The sequence below is a fragment of the Streptomyces sp. NPDC020742 genome, from assembly GCF_040641675.1.
In the GTDB taxonomy this organism is placed as follows: Bacteria; Actinomycetota; Actinomycetes; order Streptomycetales; family Streptomycetaceae; genus Streptomyces.
In genome coordinates this window covers 1-21,511 of the sequence record NZ_JBFAEA010000001.1, presented here as the reverse complement: position 1 = coordinate 21,511, position 21,511 = coordinate 1, and the positions used below count along the sequence as shown (strand labels likewise).

17 protein-coding genes, 2 tRNA genes and 1 pseudogene are annotated in these 21,511 nt (G+C 72.8%); 11 read left to right on the top strand and 9 right to left on the bottom strand.

Annotated features, from left to right (window positions below):
• Positions 1-31 precede the first annotated feature (31 nt).
• The 3 genes from ehuA (at position 32) to AB0G84_RS00090 (ending at position 2,164) form a co-directional block, all read left to right on the top strand.
• A complete protein-coding gene (gene ehuA / locus AB0G84_RS00100) occupies positions 32-787 on the top strand; it encodes an ectoine/hydroxyectoine ABC transporter ATP-binding protein EhuA (protein ID WP_361315009.1) in 756 nt (251 codons plus the stop codon).
• Positions 788-1,256: 469 nt separating this feature from the next.
• Positions 1,257-2,015 carry an IclR family transcriptional regulator C-terminal domain-containing protein gene (locus tag AB0G84_RS00095; RefSeq protein ID WP_361313203.1) on the top strand — a complete coding sequence of 253 codons (759 nt, stop codon included), beginning with the start codon at positions 1,257-1,259 and terminating at the stop codon, positions 2,013-2,015.
• Between the two features lie 75 nt (positions 2,016-2,090).
• A tRNA-Lys gene (locus AB0G84_RS00090) sits at positions 2,091-2,164 on the top strand.
• Positions 2,165-2,270: 106 nt separating this feature from the next.
• Here the strand turns inward: AB0G84_RS00090 and AB0G84_RS00085 are convergent.
• Both AB0G84_RS00085 and AB0G84_RS00080 read right to left on the bottom strand, forming a co-directional pair.
• On the bottom strand, positions 2,271-4,055 hold the full coding sequence (locus tag AB0G84_RS00085) for an AMP-binding protein (protein ID WP_361313201.1): 1,785 nt from the start codon (positions 4,053-4,055) through the stop codon (positions 2,271-2,273).
• 213 nt (positions 4,056-4,268) lie between these two features.
• Positions 4,269-4,664, bottom strand: a complete 396-nt coding sequence (locus tag AB0G84_RS00080) for a cupin domain-containing protein (protein ID WP_361313199.1) — start codon at positions 4,662-4,664, stop codon at positions 4,269-4,271.
• Between the two features lie 52 nt (positions 4,665-4,716).
• Here AB0G84_RS00080 and AB0G84_RS00075 point away from each other — a divergent pair, with 52 nt between their 5' ends.
• Positions 4,717-5,709: a helix-turn-helix domain-containing protein gene (locus AB0G84_RS00075; protein WP_361313197.1), complete on the top strand. Its 993-nt coding sequence runs from the start codon at positions 4,717-4,719 to the stop codon at positions 5,707-5,709.
• A gap of 127 nt (positions 5,710-5,836) precedes the next feature.
• Here the strand turns inward: AB0G84_RS00075 and AB0G84_RS00070 are convergent, their stop codons facing one another.
• On the bottom strand, positions 5,837-7,090 hold the full coding sequence (locus tag AB0G84_RS00070; RefSeq protein WP_361313195.1) for a hypothetical protein: 1,254 nt from the start codon (positions 7,088-7,090) through the stop codon (positions 5,837-5,839).
• A gap of 13 nt (positions 7,091-7,103) precedes the next feature.
• Entirely contained in the window at positions 7,104-7,523 is a 420-nt protein-coding gene (locus AB0G84_RS00065) for an SsgA family sporulation/cell division regulator (RefSeq protein WP_361313192.1), read from the bottom strand.
• 468 nt (positions 7,524-7,991) lie between these two features.
• On the opposite strand from AB0G84_RS00065, the gene AB0G84_RS00060 reads away from it, so the two are divergent.
• From AB0G84_RS00060 to AB0G84_RS00050, 3 genes are all read left to right on the top strand, one after another.
• Positions 7,992-8,065: transfer RNA gene (locus AB0G84_RS00060), tRNA-Lys, on the top strand.
• A gap of 635 nt (positions 8,066-8,700) precedes the next feature.
• The gene (locus AB0G84_RS00055; protein WP_361313190.1) at positions 8,701-10,704 is read left to right on the top strand and encodes a glycosyltransferase family 2 protein; all 2,004 of its coding nucleotides are present in this window, start codon (positions 8,701-8,703) and stop codon (positions 10,702-10,704) included.
• Positions 10,701-12,668 carry a kelch motif-containing protein gene (locus AB0G84_RS00050; RefSeq protein WP_361313187.1) on the top strand — a complete coding sequence of 656 codons (1,968 nt, stop codon included), beginning with the start codon at positions 10,701-10,703 and terminating at the stop codon, positions 12,666-12,668. The genes AB0G84_RS00055 and AB0G84_RS00050 overlap by 4 nt, the downstream gene beginning before the upstream one ends.
• Positions 12,669-13,266: 598 nt before the next feature.
• Here AB0G84_RS00050 and AB0G84_RS00045 read toward each other — a convergent pair.
• From AB0G84_RS00045 to AB0G84_RS00030, 4 genes are all read right to left on the bottom strand, one after another.
• Complete coding sequence (locus tag AB0G84_RS00045; protein ID WP_361313184.1) at positions 13,267-14,265, bottom strand: glycoside hydrolase family 6 protein; 999 nt, start codon at positions 14,263-14,265, stop codon at positions 13,267-13,269.
• A gap of 258 nt (positions 14,266-14,523) precedes the next feature.
• Positions 14,524-15,231, bottom strand: coding sequence for a class F sortase (locus AB0G84_RS00040; protein WP_361313182.1), 708 nt, complete (start codon positions 15,229-15,231; stop codon positions 14,524-14,526).
• Entirely contained in the window at positions 15,221-15,640 is a 420-nt protein-coding gene (locus AB0G84_RS00035; protein ID WP_361313179.1) for a hypothetical protein, read from the bottom strand. Before AB0G84_RS00035 ends, AB0G84_RS00040 begins: the two co-directional genes overlap by 11 nt.
• A gap of 189 nt (positions 15,641-15,829) precedes the next feature.
• Positions 15,830-16,609, bottom strand: a complete 780-nt coding sequence (locus tag AB0G84_RS00030; protein WP_361313176.1) for an HAD-IIA family hydrolase — start codon at positions 16,607-16,609, stop codon at positions 15,830-15,832.
• Between the two features lie 354 nt (positions 16,610-16,963).
• Here AB0G84_RS00030 and AB0G84_RS00025 point away from each other — a divergent pair, with 354 nt between their 5' ends.
• From AB0G84_RS00025 to AB0G84_RS00015, 3 genes and pseudogenes are all read left to right on the top strand, one after another.
• Complete coding sequence (locus AB0G84_RS00025) at positions 16,964-17,506, top strand: UTRA domain-containing protein (RefSeq protein WP_361313174.1); 543 nt, start codon at positions 16,964-16,966, stop codon at positions 17,504-17,506.
• Positions 17,507-17,547: 41 nt separating this feature from the next.
• A pseudogene (locus AB0G84_RS00020) lies at positions 17,548-18,033 on the top strand (UTRA domain-containing protein); the annotation flags it as partial.
• 139 nt (positions 18,034-18,172) lie between these two features.
• Positions 18,173-18,556, top strand: coding sequence for a VOC family protein (locus tag AB0G84_RS00015; RefSeq protein ID WP_361313172.1), 384 nt, complete (start codon positions 18,173-18,175; stop codon positions 18,554-18,556).
• A 160-nt stretch (positions 18,557-18,716) separates the two neighbouring features.
• On the opposite strand, the gene AB0G84_RS00010 is transcribed toward AB0G84_RS00015, so the two are convergent.
• Positions 18,717-19,883 (bottom strand): ROK family protein, encoded by a 1,167-nt coding sequence (locus tag AB0G84_RS00010; RefSeq protein ID WP_361313169.1) that lies wholly within the window; start codon positions 19,881-19,883, stop codon positions 18,717-18,719.
• 80 nt (positions 19,884-19,963) lie between these two features.
• Between AB0G84_RS00010 and AB0G84_RS00005 the strand changes: the two genes are divergently transcribed.
• Complete coding sequence (locus AB0G84_RS00005; RefSeq protein WP_361315006.1) at positions 19,964-21,067, top strand: Gfo/Idh/MocA family oxidoreductase; 1,104 nt, start codon at positions 19,964-19,966, stop codon at positions 21,065-21,067.
• Positions 21,068-21,511: the final 444 nt, after the last annotated feature.

Below are 21,511 nucleotides of genomic sequence, written 5' to 3'. Positions count from 1 at the left end.
CACCCGGACGGAGTCCGGGGGAGGCAGCGAGCTGATCCGCTTCGACCACGTCACCAAGCGCTTCGGGGCCAACACCGTCCTGGACTCCCTGGACTTCACGGTCTCCTCGGGCAAGCACGTCACCCTGATCGGCCCGTCCGGCTCCGGCAAGACCACGATCCTGCGGCTGCTGATGACGCTGCTGAAGCCGGACGAGGGCACCATCAAGGTCGGCGGCGAGTACCTCACGCACGAGGAGAAGGGCGGCAAGCTCGTCCCGGCCGGGGAGAAGCACACCCGGGAGGTCCGCAAGAACATCGGCATGGTGTTCCAGCAGTTCAACCTCTTCCCCAATATGAAGGTGCTGCGGAACATCACCGAGGCGCCGGTGCACGTGCTGGGGCTGGACAAGGACGCCGCCGAGCAGCGGGCGCGGGAGCTGCTGGACCTGGTGGGCCTGACCGAGCACCTCGACAAGTACCCCACCCAGCTCTCCGGCGGCCAGCAGCAGCGGGTCGCCATCGCCCGGGCGCTGGCGATGCGCCCGCAGGTGCTGCTGCTGGACGAGGTGACCTCGGCGCTGGACCCGGAGCTGGTGGCCGGGGTGCTCGATGTGCTGCGGGACATCGCCCACACCACGGACATCACGATGCTCTGCGTCACCCATGAGATGAACTTCGCCCGGGACATCTCCGACGAGGTCTTGATGTTCGACTCCGGCCGGGTCATCGAGGCCGGCTCCCCGGAGAAGATCTTCACCGATCCGGAGCACGAGCGCACCCGGGGGTTCCTGAGCGCGGTGCTGTGAACTCCGCGCCCTAGCCGGACCGTTCCTCGGTGGTGTGCCCCTCTTCGCCGGGGGCGCACCACCTTCTGCGTTCCCTGCGCCGGCGCCCGGCCGGCGGCCGTGCCGACAACGTCCTGAAGACGCCGTGTCTTCCGGGGCCACCCTGGTGAGGAGCCGTGGAACCAGCCAGGGAATTGGCCGGTTCCACCCCCTTCCGGGGGTCTGGACGGGGTATGCGCCGGGGTGACCGGGTGCCCCCGGCGTACAGATTCCGCCAGTACGCAGCCTCGTGACCTTGGCATATGCCAAGGTCTCAAGCCCCAGTACAGAAAACCGGGACGCGCTTCTTTTCGGTCAAGACCCCCTCCACCGAGGGCGGTTGACCGCTATCGTGAGAGCAGCCCCGTTGCCGGGCTGCGGTCGCATCCGTGCCGACCGTTCCCGCGACGGTGGTCCGACGCAAGCGGTACCAACCTGCTAGGGGGACACCGTGGCGCTGAAGCCCGAGCCGACCGCGCCGTTCCATTCGGTGCAGTACGCCCTGCGCGTGCTCGAAACGATCTCCAGGCACGCCGATGGCGTGACCGATGCGCAGATCGCCCGCGAAACGGGCCTGTCCCCGGGCCAGCTCTCCCACCTGCTGTCGATGCTCCGGCGCGAGGGCTATACCGAGCAGGTCTCCGACGGGGCGTACGTCGTCGGCGAAGCGCTGATGCTGCTGGGGTCGGGCCGGGAGCGCGACCGGGCGCTGCGCGACAAGCTGCAGCTCACCCTCGACCGGCTCCGCGATTCGGTCGGTGCGGCGGTCTACATCAGCCGGTACATCGACGGCGAGGTCAAGATCCTGCACTACGCCGACGGACCGCTGGCGCCCAAGGTCAACGAGTGGGCCGAGTTCCGCCGCACCGCGCACGCCAGCGCCGTCGGCAAGTGCCTCCTGGCGCAGCTCGACCACGACGGGCGCATGGACCACCTCTCCCGCCACAAGACCGCCCGGCTCACCTCCCGGACGATCACCAACGAGAAGGTGCTGTTCCACAAGCTCGACAGCCAGCCGGCCACGGTGCCGGTCCTGGACCTCCAGGAGTACGCGGTCGGCACGGTCTGCGCCGCGGTACCGATCACCGCCGGTGCGACGGTCGGCTGCCTTGCGCTGTCCATGCCGCTGGAGCACGCCCACCGCCTGCGCCAGGCGGCCGACACCCTCAACCGCAAGGCCGCTCCGGTGCTGCTGTCACTGGCGATCTGAGCGGGGCGGGCGGGTCCGGTCGGCGGGTGGTCATGAGCACCCCTCTCGACCAGGTAGTATTTCTTTCGTCAGCGCGCGCCGCTAGCTCAGTTGGTTAGAGCAGCTGACTCTTAATCAGCGGGTCCGGGGTTCGAGTCCCTGGCGGCGCACGTAGGAAGTGGGCGTTTCCGGTTCTCCGGGGACGCCCACTTCGTTTGTCGGCACCCGGCGTACACCGCGCCACACCTGCGAGGGGCGGCGCCCGCCCCGGCCGGATCACCTCTCCAGCAGCTCCGCCCGGCCGTGCTCCCGATAGAGCGCGAGCAGCGCTTCCCGATCCTCCTCGGTGAACCGGCGGTACCGGCTGCCCGCGGGGGCCGCCGCCGACGGCGGGAGCGCCGGGGTCCACCACACCGGCTCCGGGCAGCCGAACCCGTCCCGCCGCAGGGCGACCCGTCGGATCTTGTGCGTGGCCGTCACCGGCAGCTCCGGCACCGTCCGTACGAAGCGGGGCGCCATCTTCGTCCCCAGGTCGGGCTGCGCCGCCAGGAAGGTCACGAACTCCGCCGGGTCGAAGGCGGTGCCCTCGCGCAGCGCCAGGGCCGCCATCACCTGGTCCCCCGCGACCGGGTCGGGCACGGCATAGACGGCGACGCCGGCGGCCGGGGCGTACCGGGCGAGGATGTTCTCGATCATCGCGGCGGCGAGGTTCTCGCTGTCGACCCGCAGCCGGTCGTCGGTGCGCCCGGCGAAGTGGAAGAAGCCCGCGGCGTCCCGGAAGAAGAGGTCACCGGTCCAGAACCACCCCTGACCGGCCCCGCCCGCGCCGCGGGTGCGCGCGGCGGTCGCCGCGGGGTTGCGCCAGTAGCCCTCGAAGGAGCCGCGGCCCCGGTTGACCAGCTCACCGATGGCCTCCCGACCGTTCAGCAGCCGGCCGGCGCCGTCGAAGCGGGCGGGCGGCAGCTCGGCGCCGGTCGCCGGGTCGACCACGGCGAGGTCGTCGCCGGGCGCGGGCCGCCCGATGGCACCCGGCGGGGTGTCCGGGGTGTGCCGGAGCGCGGCGCCGCCCTCGGAGGAGCCGTACCCCTCGGTCAGCCGGACGCCGAAGCGCTCGGCGAAGCGGGCGGCGTCCACGCTGCCCGCCTCGGTGCCGAAGCCGGCGCGCAGCGGATGGTCCCGGTCGTCGGGGGCCGGCGGGGTGGCGAGCAGGTACTGCACGGCCCGGCCGACGTAGGTGAAGTAGGTCGCCCCGTGGCGGCGTACGTCGGGGAGGAAGGCGGAGGCCGAGAAGCGCCGGCGCAGGGCGACGGCAGCACCGCCCGCGAGGGCCGGGGCCCAGCCGCCGAGCACGGCGTTGCCGTGGAACATCGGCATGCACAGGTAGTGGACGTCGTCCCGGCGCACCCCGAAGTGCCGTGCCAGTGCGTGGCCGGCGGCGGCCAGCCGGCCCTGGGTGCACAGGGCGGCCTTGGGGGCGCCGGTGGAACCGGAGGTGAAGCAGAGCAGCATCCGGGTGGCCGGGTCCGGGGTGCGGGCGCCGCCGGGGACCGTACCGCTCTGCCCGGGCACCGCACCCCGGTACGGCGCGAGCAGTTCCTCGTATGCCGGGTCGTCCACCACCAGCACCCGCTCGGGCGGGACGGGCAGGTCCAGGCCGGCCAGCAGCGGCAGCCGACGGCGCTCGGTGATCAGCAGCGCGCAGTCGGTGTGGGCGATGTCCCGGGCCAGCTCCGGGCCGCGCCGGGTGGGGTTGATCCCGACGACCGCGGCCCCGGCCAGCGCCGCCGCGCCCAGCCACAGCGGATACTCGGGGACGTTGTCGAGCAACACCCCGAGGTGCGGTACGGCGTCCCGCGGCAGCACGTCCGCCAGCAGCGCCGCCCGTGCGGCGGCCCCGCCCGCCAGCTCGTGGTGCGTCAGGGTGCCCTCCGCGAAGCGGGCGCCGGTCCGGTGATCGCCCCACTGTGCCCGCACCAGCTCCGCCACGGTCCCGGCCCCGGAACCCCGCGCGCCCCGCACCGCGCGCACGCCTTCGCCCCTGCCGCTGCCCTCGCCCGTCATGGCGCCGCAGGGTAGCTGACGTATCGTCAGAAGTGCAGGCCCGTGCGGTGATCCGCGGGCGCGGGGCTACGGCCCTGCCCCCGGTGACGGGCCGCTGGCCAGGGCAAGGGGCGCGCCTCAAGCCCGTCGGCTCAGGTGTGGCACCGAAGCCCGTCGGCTCGGGTTTGGCACCGAAGCCCGTCGGCTCGGGCGTGGCACCCCAAGCCCGTCGGCTCAGGTGTGGAGCGGGTGCCCGGTCGTCGCGTCCACGTGGTCCGGGATCTCGTCGTGGCGATCGCCGACGGTCAGTGTCCCGGAGGGCTCGAACATGAGGATGGCGGCGCCGGACGGAGCGGACGGCTTGTGCTCCGTACCGCGGGGGACGGTGAAGACCGCACCCTGTGGGAGCAGCACCGTGCGCTCCCCGTCGGACTCGCGCAAGGAGAGGTGCAGCTCTCCGTCGAGCACCAGGAAGAACTCGTCGGTGTCGTCGTGGACGTGCCAGACGTGTTCGCCCTCGATCTTGGCGATGCGGACGTCATAGTCGTTGACGCGGGTGACGATGCGGGGGCTCCACAGGGCATCGAAGGAGGCCAGAGCCTTGCTGAGGGAGATGGGTCGGTCACTCATGGGCTCATCCTGATCCTTTTCACCCAGCCGGTGTGAGTGCTAGGAATCGCAGGTGGCGAAAGAATCCTCGCACGCGGTTCGCACCGCGGGCGTACACCGGGTCGTCGTGATCGTGGACGAGAACTCGAACCCCTTCGAGCTCGGCTGTGCGACCGAGGTCTTCGGGCTGCGCAGACCGGAGATCGGCCGTGCTCTCTACGACTTCCGGCTCTGCTCCCCCGAGCCCCGCACCCTGATGCGGGACGGATTCTTCACGCTCACCGGGGTCGCCGATCTGGAAGCGGCCGACACGGCGGACACCTTGATCGTCCCCAACCGCCCCGACGTCGAGGTGCCCCGCCGCCCCGCCGTGCTCGATGCCGTCCGCCGGGCGCACGCGCGCGGTGCGCGCCTGGTCGGCTTCTGCAGCGGGGCCTTCACGCTGGCCGAGGCCGGCGTCCTCGACGGGCGCCGGGCCACCGCACACTGGCAGTGGGCGGATTCCTTCCGGGCCCGCTTCCCCGCTGTCCACCTCGCGTCGGACGTGCTGTTCGTGGACGACGGTGACATCCTCACCGCCGCGGGGAGCGCCGCCGCGCTCGACCTCGGACTGCACATCGTCCGGCGCGACCACGGCGCGGAGGTCGCCAACGCGGTGAGCCGGCGACTGGTCTTCGCGGCGCACCGGGACGGCGGGCAGCGGCAGTTCGTGGAGCGCCCCATGCCCGACCTGCCCGACGAGTCCCTGGCGCCCGTCCTGGCCTGGGCCCAGGAACGGTTGGACGCACCGCTCGCGGTCTCCGACCTCGCGGCGCGCGCGGGGGTCAGTCCGGCCACGCTGCACCGCCGCTTCCGGGCACAACTGGGAACGACGCCGTTGACGTGGCTCACCGGGGAACGGCTCGCTCTGGCCTGCCGGTTGATCGAGCGAGGCGAGTCCCGTTTCGAGGTGGTCGCGCGGCGCAGCGGGCTTGGCACCGCGACCAATTTGCGCGCGCTGATGCGCCGCGAGACGGGCATCACTCCGTCGGCGTACGGGCGTCGGTTCGGGCCGGAGGTGCGTTGACGGCGGGGCACCCGAGCTCGGGCCGGTGGGCCCGGTAGGCCACCTCCCGGGCCCGGCGGGCGGGCCCGGCGGGCGGGCCCGGCGGGCGGGGCATGGCCGGCCCGGCGGCGCGGCCGGCCCGGCGGTGTCAGGCAGCCGCCGGGAGCGGGGCCGCCGTGGGGCGGGCGGCCGTACGGACCAGTGCGGTGTAGGTGCGCCGGAGGGCGATCAGCGACTCCTGGGCCTCCCGGTAGACCGCGGCGTCGGGCCCGCCCCGGTGGGCCAGGGTGCGGACCGGCGCACAGTGCCGGTCCATGGCGCTGAGCCAGGCCCGGTGCTGCGACGGGAGGTGGCGCCGCAGCAGCTGCCGCCGGCCCTCACCCGGGCGGCGGCAGCCGATGCCCAGTACCGCCTCGGCGGCCTGGAGCACCGGCGGCTCCAGAGCGCCCTGCTCCACCAGCGCGCCGAGCACCGCGCCCTGCTGCGGGGTCGTCGGCGCCGCGGCCAGCTCCGCCGCCTCGGCGTGGAGCTGGCCGCGCAGCGCGTGCTGGACGCGGACCAGGCGGCGGAGCGCCGTCGGGGTGGAGGAGTCGTCGGGCGAGCGGCCCGCGAGGGTTTCGGCGAGCCGGAACAGCCAGATGCCGTGCGCCTCCAGCCGGGTCGCGGCCAGCATCAGCCGGTCCAGGCGGCTGAGCGGCTGGCCCTCCGGCGCCCAGCGGACGATCGGGACCAGCTGTTCGGTGCGGGCCAGTTGGTCGATGGGGATGTGGCGGCGCGGCTTGCGCTCCGGGGCCCAGTTGTGGAGCGCCAGAGTGGGCAGGGCGACGAACTGGTCATGGTCGATGCGGTGCGCGATGGCCGCCCACAGCTCCAGGAACGCCTCGTCGGCGACCTCGCGCGAGGCCGGCGCCTGGGGGTCCAGCCCACCCCATCCGCAGGCCGCCGCGATCACCGCGATCCGCATCGCGGCGGCCTCGGCATTGCGCAGCGACAGGCGTGAGACCCGCTGCCGCAGGGCGGCCAACTCGTCCGCGCGGTGCGCGCGTTCGACCAGCGCGACGGCGGCCGCACGGTGCGGTGCGACGGCGGCGGCCCGCGCCATCCCGTCCAGCCGGGTCCAGGTGCCGATCATGGAACGGACCGGCGGCCGGTCCGGCAGGAAGCCGTGGGCGCAGGGGTCGTGCGGGGTGGCCGGGGACATCCCGGCGGATATCGCCGGGTCCCCGCCGCGGCGCGGGGCGGGCACACCGGCTACGGGCCCGGGCGCCACCCCCTCCGCGCCCCCGGTCTCCCCCACCGCACCGACCCCCTCCACGGCGCCGCCCTCCTCCGCTGCCCCGGCCCCCGGCGCCACCACGGTCCCGCCGTCCACGGCCGTCGTCCTGGTCATCGTCTCCCCCATCAACCTCTCCCCCTCAGCACTTTCCGGCGAGCAGCCGCGCCAGATGGGCGTCCATGTCGAGGTAGCTGCCCTCGTCGCCGGGCGGGACGATCGCCGCGGTCTGCTCCAGCCAAGCGGTCAGCTCGGCCGTGCGGACGGACAGCTCACAGACGCTGTCGTCGGTGGACAGCTCCAGGTGCACCCGCTGCGCCCGGCCCGGCCCATGGTGCGGCCATACCCGTACGTCCCCCTCGCCCACCTCGTCGTGCAGCCCGCCCAGCAGCAGCTCGCGCGCGAACAACCAGGTCGCGACGGTACGCCCGCGGCTGAGGAAGGCCACCTCGACCTCGTACGGGCGGTCGCTGCGGAAGCTGAACCGGCCGGCCACCGGAACCGCTTCGTCCGGCCCGAGGAGGAGCTGCATCTCAAGGGTGCGCTTGGCTGTCGACACCACGACGATCAACCTTTCCGACGGAGGGGCGAGTCCCGGGGACCCGGTCCGGGGCGCGCGTCCTGGCAGACGTTGCTGTGGAGGGTGGGGTTGCGGGAGGTCAGGGAGGAGTGACGGACGCCATGGCCGGCACCCTCCGGACCCGTTCCGTTCCGCCGCCTCGGCACTCCGCCTGAAGCCTCTCAACCGGCGGGAGATATCGCATGTTGACGGGGCAACTGCCGACCTAGGGACAAGGACGCATTGAATCCGATGTTCACAGAGCAATTCGGGCGACCACGCAGGCGAAGGTCCCGAGATCATGGGACTTCCTGCCCGCGCACGGGGGCCACGAGCGGGGGACCTCGGACGGGGTAGGGCGCCGCACCTGGCCATCGGGGTGGCGGGGATCACAGGGGCCGGGCGGGTGCGGGGCGCCCTCGCGGGTACGGAGCACCCTCAGAGTTCGTGTAAAGTTCTTCAGGTCAGCAGGCGCCGCTAGCTCAGTTGGTTAGAGCAGCTGACTCTTAATCAGCGGGTCCGGGGTTCGAGTCCCTGGCGGCGCACGACACACTGAGGCCCCTCGCTCTGCGGGGGGCCTCAGTCGTTGCCGGGCGCCCCGCGGTCGCGCTCACCTTCACGGCCTTCCGCCACCCCGACGTTCCACCACCCCGGTGACCGGCGCCCGGCGCGCGCACCTATGACATGCTCATGCCTGGCCGCACGCACGGTACGCCTCCCGTACCCCCTCCCGCTGGGGGCGGGCCCCACGCCCCGCCCCCACCCGTACCGATCCTGCGTAAAAACCATCGAAGAGTGGCCGGTTTCTGACCGAGCCTGATGCAGATGAGGCGGCATATGTCCACTCGCCGACCCGCCAGGCGCGGTCTTTGCTCATAACCTGCGCATCTTCTTGCGTCCCCGCAGTCGGCCAGGAACCCTGACCTGGGGCGTCGTCCGGAATGGGACGAGTGTCCCACCAGTTGAGACACGGCCGTGGGCCGGTTGGCGCGAAGTGGACGCGGGGACTCCGCCGCTTGGCAGGATCACGGAACGCGTCTCATGCCTCCGGACGACGGCCGCCACCGTCCGACGGTGCAGGGCGGCCGACAGTAAGAGGCCCGGGTCGGTCGAGGGGGACCGAGGACCGCGGGCCATCAGCAACGGCACGCGGCCGGTCCGCGTGCGGGGGGATGGACTCATGACGTCGCCGCCTGACGACGCTCGGCCGCAGCGCTCGTTCGACCCGTCGGCCACGGCCCGCCTGCGGATTCCGCGCCAGCACTGGCAACGGCGGAACGTCCGCAAGCCGCTGCCGCGCTTCGACTACGAGCACTACAGCCGACTGGCCGGTCCGCTCACCCGGCCCGACGCCGACAAGCCGTACACCGTCCGCTACCGCTCGCTGCTCGGCAGCGAGCCGCACCGGATCCGGGCCGCGCTGCTGCTCGGGACCGCGCCCCTGCTGTCGCTGGGCCTGTTCGTCTGGCTGCTGCAGCCCTCCCACTGGACCCAACGCGACTACCCCGCCTTCGCGTTCCTGCCCACGCTCGACACCGTCATGCTGATCTCGATCGCACTGATCGAGTTCTTCCGCTGCATGAATGTGCTGTCCAACGCGCACGCCACCCTCGTCGCCCGTGACCCCATCCCGGTGATACCCGAGAGCGGCACCCGGGTCGCCTTCCTCACCTCCTTCGTGCCCGGCAAGGAACCCCTGGCCATGGTCACCAAGACGCTGGAGGCGGCGGTCAAGATCCGGCACCGCGGGCTGCTGCACGTCTGGCTGCTCGACGAGGGCGACGACCCCGAGGTCAAGGAGGTCTGCCGGCGGCTGGGCGTGCACCACTTCACCCGCAAGGGCGTGCCGCAGTGGAACCAGACCAAGGGCCCGCACCGCGCCAAGACCAAGCACGGCAACTACAACGCCTGGCTGGCGGCGCACGGCGACGACTACGACTACTTCGCCTCGGTCGACACCGACCACGTCCCGCTGCCCAACTACCTGGAGCGGATGCTGGGCTTCTTCCGCGACCCGGACGTCGGGTTCGTCATCGGCCCCCAGGTGTACGGCAATTACGACACCTTCGTCACCAAGGCCGCCGAGTCCCAGCAGTTCCTCTTCCACGCGCTGATCCAGCGGGCCGGCAACCGCTACGGCGCACCGATGTTCGTCGGCACCTCCAACGCCGTCCGCATCAGCGCGCTCAAGCAGATCGGCGGTCTGTACGACTCGATCACCGAGGACATGGCGACCGGCTTCGAGATGCACCGGCACCGCAATCCGGCGACCGGGAAGAAGTGGCGCTCGGTCTACACCCCGGACGTGCTGGCCGTCGGCGAGGGCCCCACCGCCTGGACGGACTTCTTCACCCAGCAGCTGCGCTGGTCGCGCGGGACGTACGAGACGATCCTCAAGCAGTTCTGGAAGGCGCCGTTCAGCCTGCCGCCGGGCCGGCTCTTCAACTACACCATGATGGTGATCTTCTACCCGATGTCGGCGCTGAACTGGATCCTGGCGGCGCTCAGTTGCGCGCTGTTCCTGGGGCTCGGTGCCTCTGGCGTGGAGATCGACCCGTCGGTGTGGATGATGCTCTACGGCAATGCCTCGGCGCTCCAGATCGGGCTGTACATCTGGAACCGGCGGCACAACGTCTCCCCGCACGAGCCCGAGGGGTCGGGCGGCATCGCCGGCATGGTGATGTCCGCGCTCTCCGCGCCGATCTACGCCCGGTCGCTCTTCGATGCCGTACTGCGCCGCAAGAGCACGTTCGTGGTGACGCCGAAGGGCGACTCCTCCAGCCCGGACACCCTGTTCGGCACCTTCCGGGTGCACCTGTTCTTCCTGGTCGTCTTCGGCGGCTCGCTGGTCGCCTCGTTCGTCCTGGGGCACAGCCACCCGGCGATGATCACTTGGGCGACGCTGGCGATGCTGATCACCGCAGCCCCGATCGTCGGCTGGCAGTGGGGCGTACGGCGGGAGAAGCGGTCGGCCGCGGCCGGCGCATCGAGCGCTGATGCCGGTGGCGGGTCCGGTGCGGAGGCCGCGCCCGGGGAGGCCGCGGGCGCCGCGCCCGGAGCCGGAGCCACGCCCGGGGGAGGCGCCCCGGCCGCCGGCGGTGCGGACGCCGTCGCGAACACCGCCGTCCTGCCCGCCGCCTCCGAAGAGACCCTGCACATCGCCCTTGGGGGACGTCACACATGAAGTACCGTCCGAGCCGTCGCGTCCGTCGAGTGGCGATAGCGACGGGCGTGGTGCTCGCACTGGCCGCGATGAACGGCCCCGCCCTCTACGGTTTCGCCGCGGCGCAGTACCACGACTACAAGATCAACAAGCCCGAGTACAAGGCGGCGAACGGTCACTGGGACGTCGTCGACGTCCCCGACCGGTACCGCATCAACACCATCCACGCCGCCCTGCTGCACACCGGCAAGGTGCTGCTGGTCGCCGGCTCCGGCAACAACGCCGCCAACTTCCGCGCCAAGTCCTTCCGTACGGTCCTGTGGGACCCGGAGAAGAACACCTTCAAGAACATCCCCACCCCCAAGGACCTCTTCTGTTCCGGGCACACCCAGCTGCCGGACGGCAGGCTGCTGGTGGCCGGTGGCACCCAGCGCTACGAGAAGCTGAACGGGGACGTGAAGAAGGCCGGCGGCCTGATGATCGTCTACAACGAGGACCCGGACGGCCCCCGGACCTTCCCCGCCGGCACGCTCTTCACGGGCAAGCAGAACGGCAAGACCTTCGCCTCCAAGGACCCGGTGGTGGTACCGCGGGCGAAGAAGACCAAGAACCCGGCGACCGGCAAGGTGACCGTCACCCACAGCGAGGCCCGGGTCTACGTCGAGGCGCTCAAGGACGGCCCCGCGCACTCCACCGGTGCCCAGGACAACTACCGCATCCACGGCCTGAGCGGCGCCGCCGCCCGTAACTTCTACGGCATCGCGCAGAAGCTCTCCTTCGACAAGAAGGACTTCCAGGGGATCAAGGACAGCTTCGAGTTCGACCCGGTGGCCGAGCGCTACCTGCCCGTCAGCCCGATGAACGAGGCCCGCTGGTACCCGACGCTGACCACGTTGCAGGACGGCAAGGTCCTCTCCGTCTCCGGGCTGGACGAGATCGGGCAGGTCGTGCCCGGCAAGCAGGAGGTCTACGACCCGAAGACGAAGAAGTGGACGTACCTGCCCAAGCGGCGCTTCTTCCCGACCTACCCGGCGCTCTTCCTCACCGACAAGGGACGGATCTTCTACACCGGTTCCAACGCCGGCTACGGCCCGGACAACCTCGGCCGCACGCCCGGGATCTGGGACCTGAAGTCCAATGCGTTCCGGACCGTCCCGGGGATGAGCGACCCGGACACGCTGGAGACGTCGATGTCGGTGCTGCTGCCGCCGGCCCAGCAGCAGCGGTACATGGTGCTGGGCGGGGGCGGCGTCGGCGAGGACCCGAAGTCCACCGACAAGACCCGGATCGTCGATCTGCACACGCCCGCACCGCGCTTCAAGGACGGGCCGCCGCTGTACGCCAAGGCCCGCTACCCGAGCAGCGTGATCCTGCCGGACGACACCGTGCTCACCACCAACGGCTCCGGTGACTACCGGGGGCGCAGCGCCTCCAACATCCTCAAGGCGGAGCTGTACGACCCCTCGGCCAACACCGCCCGGCAGGTGGCCGATCCGCTGGTGGGCCGCAATTACCACTCCGGTGCGCTGCTGCTGCCGGACGGCCGGGTGATGACCTTCGGCTCGGACTCGCTCTTCGCCGACAAGGACAACACCAAGCCGGGCGTCTTCCAACAGGAGATCGACCTGTACACCCCGCCCTACCTCTTCCGGAAGTCCCGCCCCGAACTGACCCAGCGCGGCCCCACGACGGTCCGCCTCGGCGGCACCGCGACCTTCGGCGCACCGCATGCCGGGGCCATCAAGAAGATGCGGCTGATGCGCCCCGGCTCGTTCACCCATGTCACCAACGTCGAACAGCGGTCGGTGGCGGTGGACTTCACCGTGACGAAGGACGGCAAGGGCGTACGGGTCACCCTGCCCAAGGACCCGTCCCTGGTGCCGCCGGGGTGGTACATGCTGAACGCCGTGGACGGCCATGGCACACCGTCGAAGGCGGTGTGGGTGAAGGTGCCGGTGGGGCAGAGCCAGGGCGCACCGTCCTGACCGGAAGGCCCGCCGGGGCGTTCTGACCGGGGCGTCTTGGCCGGGCGCTCTGCCCGGGGCGTCTTGGCCGGGGCGCTCTGCCCGGAGCGTCTTGGCCGGAGCGTCTTCGCCGGGGCGTCTTCGCCGGGGCGTCTTCGCCGGGCGCTCTGCTGGATGGCCGGCGCCGGTCGCGGGGAAGCAGCCGGCCCCCGTACCGTCTGCTGCCCCGTGCACCGCCGCCCGGGGCTGCGGTGAGCGGTGCCCCGGGGCTTCCGTTCCAGCATCACGGATGAGATGTGCGCCCGCGATAGCACTGAGTGCACAGTCACTTGGCACTGAGTCCACTCCGACCCGTGGCGCGGTGTCCGCTCCGGCCCGTGGCACGGTGTCCGCTGCTGGTGCGTGGCGCGGTGTCCACTCCTGGTGCGTGGCGCTGCGTCTGCTCCGGCACATGGCACGGTGTCCACTCCTGCGCACGACGCGGCCCGGGGCCCCGTCGGTCGGCGGCTCCGGCCGGGGAGGCTTTCGGGCCCGGGAGGCGTTTCCGGCCCGGCAGGCGTTTCCAGCCCGGCAGGCCTTTCCGGCTGGTCGGCGCCGCAGGCCGCTGCGCCGGGGACGCCTACTTCGCGCTGCGCGCCAGCCCCAGGGCGTACGCAGGCCACCACGCGCCCGCCTTGGGGCCGCCCTTGCAGGTGCCGTCGGACTCCCCGGGACGCTTGATCCACAGGTAGGCGGCTATGCGGGGATCGGCGGTCTTGGTGGTCGGCGGGGTGCCCAGGGCGCGGCCTGGCGGGTTGCACCAATTCTCCGGGTCGTCGCCGCCCGGGGCGGGGCCCTTGCCGTTGCGACTGGTGTCGATGACGAACGGCTTGCCGCCGACCATGTCGGAGAGCTTCTTGCCGTACGTCGTGTTCTCCGCGGTGGTCTGGTAGTTGGAGATGTTCAGCGCGAAGCCGTCGGCGCGGTCGATGCCGGCCCGCTTGAGGGGTTCGACCATCCGCCCGGGGTCCTTGATCCAGTGCGGATTGCCGGCGTCCAGGAAGACCTTGGTGTGCGGCAGCGCCTTGAGCTTGCCGACCGCCTCCGCCAGCAGGGCGTAGCGCTCCTCGTGGAACTGCTGTGGGGTGCAGGTGTCGGCGAGGTGCGGCAGGGCGTCGGGTTCCAGGACGACGGTGGTGGCGCGGTCGCCGATGCCCTTGAGGACGCCGTCCAGCCAGGCGCGGTAGGCGTTGCCGTCGGCGGCGCCGCCCTGGGAGTACTTGCCGCAGTCGCGGTGCGGGATGTTGTAGAGGACCAGCAGGGCCTCTCGATGGGCCTTGGTGGCGGCCTCGGTGAAGCCACGGGCCTGGCCCTGCGGGTCGTCGACACCGATCCACTCGGCGACCGGCTGCGTGGCGATCCGGTCCAGGAGCCGGGCGTCGGCGGCCTTGCCGTCCTTGGCGTAGGCGGAGACCTGACGGGCCGCCGTGCCGTCGGGGTTGACCCAGTACGGAGTGACCGCCTTGGGGCGCTGCCCCGGTCTGCCGGGCGCACGGCCTTCGTCGTCGCCGGCCGAGGAACAGCCGGCGAGCAGCACCACCAGCGCCCCCACCGCGGCCCACCGTCGATTGCCGTACATCCACTCCCCCTCGGAGCACAGGACCGGCCGGCACGGGATCACCGGCCGCCTCCATCGTGGCACACCGTCACCGTCGTGGGCCGACCTGTGGAAAACGGCACAGAAGTCGGCAGAGAAGTCCTACAGAAGCCGGCACAGGGGCCGGCGCAGGAGTCGGCACAGGGGCCGGCGCAGGAGGCGGCGCAGGAGTCGGCGGGAGGCGGCGCAGGAGTCGGCACGGGGTCGGTGTACGGCGGGAAGTCGGGCCCCGGAAGCCACTCAGCCGCGGGCCGTCGCGCCAGATGACTGATAGTCCGTCATATACGCGGACACCACCACCACTTCACTCACCGCGAGGGCTCCGCGGCCCGGTGACGGGGTGGCGCCGCGGAGGCCGATCAGCCGGAGCTCGGCGCGGCCGGGGTCGCGGGCGGCACGGGCGGTACGGGCGTCGAAGCGGGCGCGGTCGAAGAGCTGGACGTCCTCGACGACGAAGTGGACGGTACTGCCGTCCGAGCGGCGGACCGTCACCCGCTCCCCCGGTGTGATGCCGGTCAACTGGCGGAGCGCGGCGCGCGGGGCGGGGGCGCCGGACGGTACGGCGAGCAGTGCGGCACCCGCCTCACCCGGCTGCGGCCCGCCCGCGTACCAGCCGACGGCCGCCGCGCCGTCCGGGGGCGGGGCGGGAGTGCCGTCCGGTGCGAGGGGACGGGCGACGACACCGGCCGCCGGTGCGCCCGGTGCGCCGATGACGATCCGTTGGGGCCGGACCGATGCCGGGGCCGACACCGGGGCGTGCGTGTGCGGGGGCGCCTGGCGGCCCAGCGGGCGGCCCACGGCGGCGACGTCGCCGGTGGTGGCGAGCCGGGCCGGTGCCCCGTCCGGCAGGTCGCGTCCCCACAGCCACAGCCCGAGCAGCAGGACCGTCCAGGCCGTACCGGCCAACAGGTGTCCGGAGCGGTGTCGCCCCACCCGGTCACTGCTCATCGGCGTCGCCCTGCCGCTCGCGGCGCAGCCGGAGCCGGAGCCGGAGCAGTTGGCCCGCGATGACCAGTACGGCGCCGCCGGCCAGCACCAGCCCGACGGCCGAGGTGCTGCTCAGTTCGCGGCGCGGGGCGGCCTGGCCCGGCGCCGCGGGGCGGGCCTGCGGCAGGGCGAGCGGGGCGAACGGGGCGGCGGCGAACGAGGTGCCGGCGAGGGACGTCGGCCGGGCGGGGGCCCGTAGCGGGCCGCAGCCGGGGGCCTGTGGGGCGACCGGACAGCCGGGGGCGGCGGGGACCGGAGCGACCCGGGTCGTACCGCTCCGGGAGCCGGACACCTCCCCGCCGTACGCGGGTGCCGCCGTCACCGCGCAGGCCGCGGCTGCGGCACAGAGCGTAAGAAGCGGTGAGCGCATGGTGAACCTCCGATACCTCCGAAGGTCCGCCCGCGCCCGGCCGGCCGCATCCCGGTGCGGCCCGAGCCTGCGCCGTTCGGGTGGCCCCGGGCCGCGGCCCGGGGCTCAGACCAGGTCGATCACACCAAGTCGGTCACACCAGATCGATCACACTAAGTCGGTCACACCAGATCGATCGCACCAGGTCGATCACACCAGGTCGATCAGGTCCGCGATCGAGTCCACGACCCGGGAGGGCCGGAACGGGTGCCGCTCGACCTCCTCGGGCCGGGTCAGGCCGGTGAGCACCAGGAACGTCTCCATGCCGGCCTCCAGCCCGGCCAGCACATCGGTGTCCATCCGGTCGCCGATCATCGCCGAGGTCTCGGAGTGGGCGCCGATGGCGTTCAGCCCGTGCCGCATCATCAGCGGGTTGGGCTTGCCGACGAAGTACGGCTCGACGCCGGTGGCCTTGGTGATCAGCGCGGCCACCGAGCCGGTGGCGGGCAGCGGCCCCTGCGGCGACGGGCCGGTCTCGTCGGGGTTGGTCGCGATGAACCGGGCTCCGTCCTTGATCAGCCGGATCGCCTTGGTCAGCGCCTCGAATGAGTAGGTCCGGGTCTCGCCGAGGACGACATAGTCAGGGGCGTGGTCGGTCAGCACGTAGCCGATGTCGTGCAGGGCGGTGGTCAGCCCCGCCTCCCCGATGACGTGGGCGGTGCCGCCGGGCCGCTGCTCGTCCAGGAACTGCGCGGTGGCCAGGGCGGACGTCCAGATCGACTCCCAGGGCACGTCCAGACCGATGCGGTTCAGCCGGGCGTGCAGGTCACGCGGGGTGTAGATGGAGTTGTTGGTCAGGACGAGGAAGGGCTTGCCCGAGTCGCGCAGCCGCTTGATGAAGGCCTCCGCCCCGGGGACCGGGACCCCCTCGTGCATCAGGACGCCGTCCATGTCGGTGAGCCATGACTCGATCGGCTTGCGCTCTGCCACTGCCGGACTCCTGCCGTGCGTGTTGACCAGGGGCGCCGGCCGCCTTCCGCGCACACGGAGCCCTGCGCACGCCCCGCGCTTCGTACGTACGGCCGACGTCCCCACCCTAAGTCAGCGGCCCCGGGTAGGGACCTGGCGAACAGGGCGGATGTCGGCGGCGGCCGGCCCGGCTCTCCGCGACCCGCCCCACCTCGTTGGCGAGGCGTGACCGGGAGCGACACGTTCTGTCGACTCTGCCTCGGGAAGGGACCGCCTTCCGCCAACGGCAGCACGATTCACCCACGGGTTCGGCCTTGTCACGTGTGCGGTGGGGCAGCACAGTGGGGAAGCCGATCGACCGGTCCGGAGGAAGCCGTGAACAGCGCCGAGTGGGTCACTACGTCAGTGCCGTACCTGGCCCCGCGCGCAAAGGGCCAGCGCGACGCGTGGAGTGCCGAGACCTCGGCCCAGGGGCGCCGGGGAAGCCAGCGCATCCTGCAGGCGGGCGAAGTGCCGGCGCCGGACGAGATCGCCGAAGCGCTGGGGGTGGAGCGGGGGGAGCCCGTCGTGGTGCGGCGGCGCATCATGTATCTCAACGATCAGCCCTGCGAGTTGACGGACACCTACTACCCGTTTGCCCTCGCCCGCGGCACTCGGCTCGCCGGTACGGCGAAGATCCCGGGCGGGGCGGTGACGCTGCTCGCCGAGCTCGGCCACGTCGGCGTGCGGGCCCGCGAGGACGTCAGCGCCCGCCTGCCGACCGACGAGGAGGCCGCGACACTGGAGTCGGAACGGTCCCAACCCGTACTGCAGTTGCTGCGGCTCACCCTGGACGCGGACGACCGCCCCATCCAGGCGGACAGGATGATCATGCCCGCCCCGCTGCAAAGACTGCGCTACGACATGAGGATCGGGTGACCGGGGTGCCCAGCGACCAGACGGACAGCTTCGACGGCCGTTCCGGCGACCGGTACCGCTGGCTCGCGGAGGCGGAGAAGCTGGGCTCACGCGCGCAGTGAGCTGCTGCGGGTGGCGGAAGTGGTGCCGCCGACGGAGGTGTCCGCGGCGCTCGGGGTGCACGACGGTGGCCAGGCGCTGCTGCGTCACAGTTGCTGCTCATCGACGACGAGCCGGCCGAACTGGTCAGTTCCTACTACCCGCTGGAGATCGCCCGCGGCACCGCGATCGCCAGGCGCCAGCGGATCAAGGGCGGGACACCCGCGCTGCTCGCCGAGCTCGGGTACCCGCCCCGGCTCAGCGTGGACCGCGTCTCGGCACGCGCGCCCGCCCAGGAGCAGTTCCCGGCGCTGCGGCTGCCGGGTGACCTCCCCGTGCTGCGTACCCTGCGCACCGTCCGCAGCGATGGCGACCGGACCATCGAGGTCACCGTGATGGTGAAGGCGGGGCATCTCTACGAGGTGCAGTACGAGTTCACGGCCGGGTGACGCCGCTTCCGTGCCCGCCCCGAAGAGGGCGGGCACGGGCTCGCGCGCGGCACGGCGGGTTGAGGCGTCCGGCGGGCGAGGCACGACGGAGGGTCGATATCCGGGGGACAGCGGGCGGCGGCCGTGGAACGCTGGGTGCATGCTTGATCACATAGCGATCCAGGTCACCGACGTCTCCGCCAGCGCGGCCTTCTACGACACGGTCCTCGCCCCGCTCGGCGGCTCCCGCACCAAGGAGTTCGGGGAGTTCGTCAGCTTCGGCACCACAGGGCACACCCTGTGGCTGGTGCCCGCCACGGACGCCGGGCCGGGCCGCGAGCTGCACCTGGCCTTCGCCGCGGCCGACCGCGCGGCGGTCGACGCCTTCCACGCCGCGGCGGTCGCAGCGGGGGCGGAGTCGCTGCACGCGCCGCGGGTGTGGCCGGAGTACCACGCGGCGTACTACGGGGCGTTCGTCCGCGACCCGGACGGCCACAACATCGAGGCGGTGTGCCACACGCCGGTGAGCGACGGCACGTCGTAGGGCGGCGCCGCCCGGGGCACATCGGGGCGTCGTAGGGGCACCGCTCGGGGCGCGCCGGGGCTCCGTAGGGCACCAGCTCGGGGCGCACCGGGGAGGTGTCCGCCCGGTCCCGCCGCTGCCCGCCGGGAAGGCGGGACCGGGCGGGACACCGTGATACGCGCTACCGCGGTGTCAGGCCGGGCCGTCCGCCGAAGAGCGGGGCGAGGACCAGCTCGGCCGCGCCGTCGGCGACCGTCCGTGCCCCGCCGCGGGCGAGCGCCACCGGCACCGCGCTCCGGGCGCCGGGCCCACCGCCGTCGCGGGTGCGGGCCAGGTCGGTCAGCGCCCGACCCACCCCGTCCAGGAAGGCCCCGGGCTGCTCCAGCACCGTGCGCCCGCCCAGCAGTACCTCGTCGATGTCCAGCAGCTCGACGAGGTTGGCGGCGCCCACGCCCAACGCCTGCGCCGCGCCCGGCAGGTCACCGCGGGCCACCGCCGCCAGGCACAGCGCCTCTATGCAGCCCCGCCGGCCGCAGCCGCAGCGCGGGCCGTCCAACTGGACGGTCTGGTGGCCGAATTCGCCGGCGCCGGTGCGCGGGCCCCGGTAGAGGCTGCCGTCCAGGACGAGCCCGGCGCCGAGACCGGTCCCCAGGTGCAGATAGCCGAAGGAGCCCGCACCGGCGGGCCGGTCGCGCTCCAGGCCGAGGGCCGCGGCGTTGGTGTCCTTGTCGAGGACGGCGGGCAGGCCGAGCCGCTCGGCGAGCGCGTCCCGCAGCGGGAAGCCGTCCCACTGCGGGGCGCCGGTGACCCGGTGCAGCACCCCCGCGGTGTGGTCCAGCGGGCCGGGGCAGGCCACCCCCACGCCCAGCACCGGCGGGCCGCCGGCCTGCGCCAGCAGCGCCGCGACCTCGCGTTCGACGGTGGTCAGCACCGGCTCCGCGCCCGCCTCGAAGGCGAGCGGGGCGCGCCGTACGGCGACCGCGCGGCCGGTGAGATCGGCGAGCACCGCGGTGAGTTCGTCGCGCTCCAGGTGCAGCCCGGCCGCGTGCCGGGCACCGGGAACCAGCCGCAGCACGGTGGCGGGCTTACCGCCCGTGGAGGCGCGGCGGCCGGCCTCGGCGACCAAGCCCTCGGTGCGCAGCCGCGCGGTGATCTTGCTGACGGCTTGCGGGGTCAGCCCGGTCCGCGCGGCCAGCTCCCGCCGGCTGACCCCCTCCTCCCCCGCCGCACGCAACAGCCCGAGCACCAGGGCGGCGTTGTGGCCACGCAGCGCGGGGAGATTGGCGCCCGGACTGTCGGCCGGAGCGCCGCGGGGGGAGGGGTCGTCAGAGCTGCTCACCCGCCCCATTGTCCGTTGCGCCTTGCACTTTGGCAACAGCGTTGCTTAAGTGGAGGTCAGCCATGACTGAGACGAGGGAGAAGAGCCAGATGAGCGACTCCACCGGCACCCCCGCCCCCGACGGCCCGCTCCGCGTCGGCCTCCTCGGCTACGGCCTGGCCGGCTCGGTCTTCCACGCCCCGCTGATCGCGGCCACCGACGGCCTGGTGCTCGACACCGTCTCCACCTCCGCCCCGGAGCGGCAGGCCCAGGCCCGTGCCGAGCACCCCCGGGTGCGGACGGTCGGCACGGCCGAGGAGGTGCTCGCCCGCGCCGCGGAGCTGGACCTGATCGTGGTGGCGACGCCCAACAAGACCCATGTGCCGCTCGCCACCGCCGCGTTGGAGGCCGGCCTCCCGGTGGTGGTCGACAAGCCGCTGGCCGCGACCGCGGCGGAGGCCGAGAAGCTCGCCACGCTCGCCGAGGACCGCGGGCTGCTGCTCTCGGTCTTCCAGAACCGCCGCTGGGACAACGACTTCCGCACCGTCCGCAAGCTCATCGAGGACGGCGCGCTCGGCGAGGTCCGGCGCTTCGAGTCCCGCTTCGAGCGGTGGCGGCCCGTACCCAAGGGCGGCTGGCGGGAGTCCGGCGACCCGGCGGAGATCGGCGGGCTCCTCTATGACCTCGGCAGCCACCTCGTCGACCAGGCGCTGACCCTCTTCGGCCCGGTCGTCTCGGTGTACGCGGAGTCCGACGTCCGCCGCCCGGGCGCCGAGGCCGACGACGACACCTTCCTCGCCCTGACGCACGCCAGCGGGGTCCGCTCCCACCTGTGGGTGAGCGCCACCGCCCCCGTACTGGGCCCGCGCTTCCGGGTGCTGGGCAGCACGGCCGGCTATGTGAAACACGGCCTCGACCCGCAGGAGGCGGCCCTGCGCGAGGGGCTGCGGCCGGGCGACGAGGGCGTGGAATGGGGCGCGGAGCCGAAGACCGGCTGGGGCCGGCTCGGCGCTGGGGCGACCCCGCGCAACGGCGGCGGCGAGGCGGTGCCGACCCTGCCGGGCGACTACCCCGCGTACTACGCCGCGATCGCCCGCGCCCTGCGCGAGGGCGGCGCCCCACCGGTAACCGCCATGGAGGCCGGGGCGACCCTACGGGTCCTGGAGGCGGCGCGACTATCGGCTGCGGAGGGGCGGGCCGTGCGGATGGGGTGAGCTTCCCACGTTGTCGGCATTGCCGCCGTGGTCTGGCGGCCGGGTGCCTTCCGACGTTGTCGGCTGTCTCGTCGTGGCGCCTGCGGCGGGCGGGTCCGCTGCGCGGGGCTGTCGGCTGCGGTGGCGGCCCTGCGGGGGTGGGTGTCCAGACTGCTTCGCTTTACGTCTGGACACCCACCCCCTCCGGACCACCCCCTCCCGTGGAAGGGAGAGAAAAACGGTGAGTGGGGGTGAGCGTGAGTGGTCGTCGACCGGTAGTCGTGAGACGGGCCCCGGCCCCCACCGGCCTTTAATCTTTTCACCACCCACCAACGGGAGGGGGCGGGCCGGAGGGGTCTGGTGTGTGGACGTAAAGCGAAGCAGTCCACACACCAGACCCCCCCCGCCCCACACCCCACCCCACAACCCCCCCCCCCCGCACCCCCCCCCCCCGGGGGGGAACAC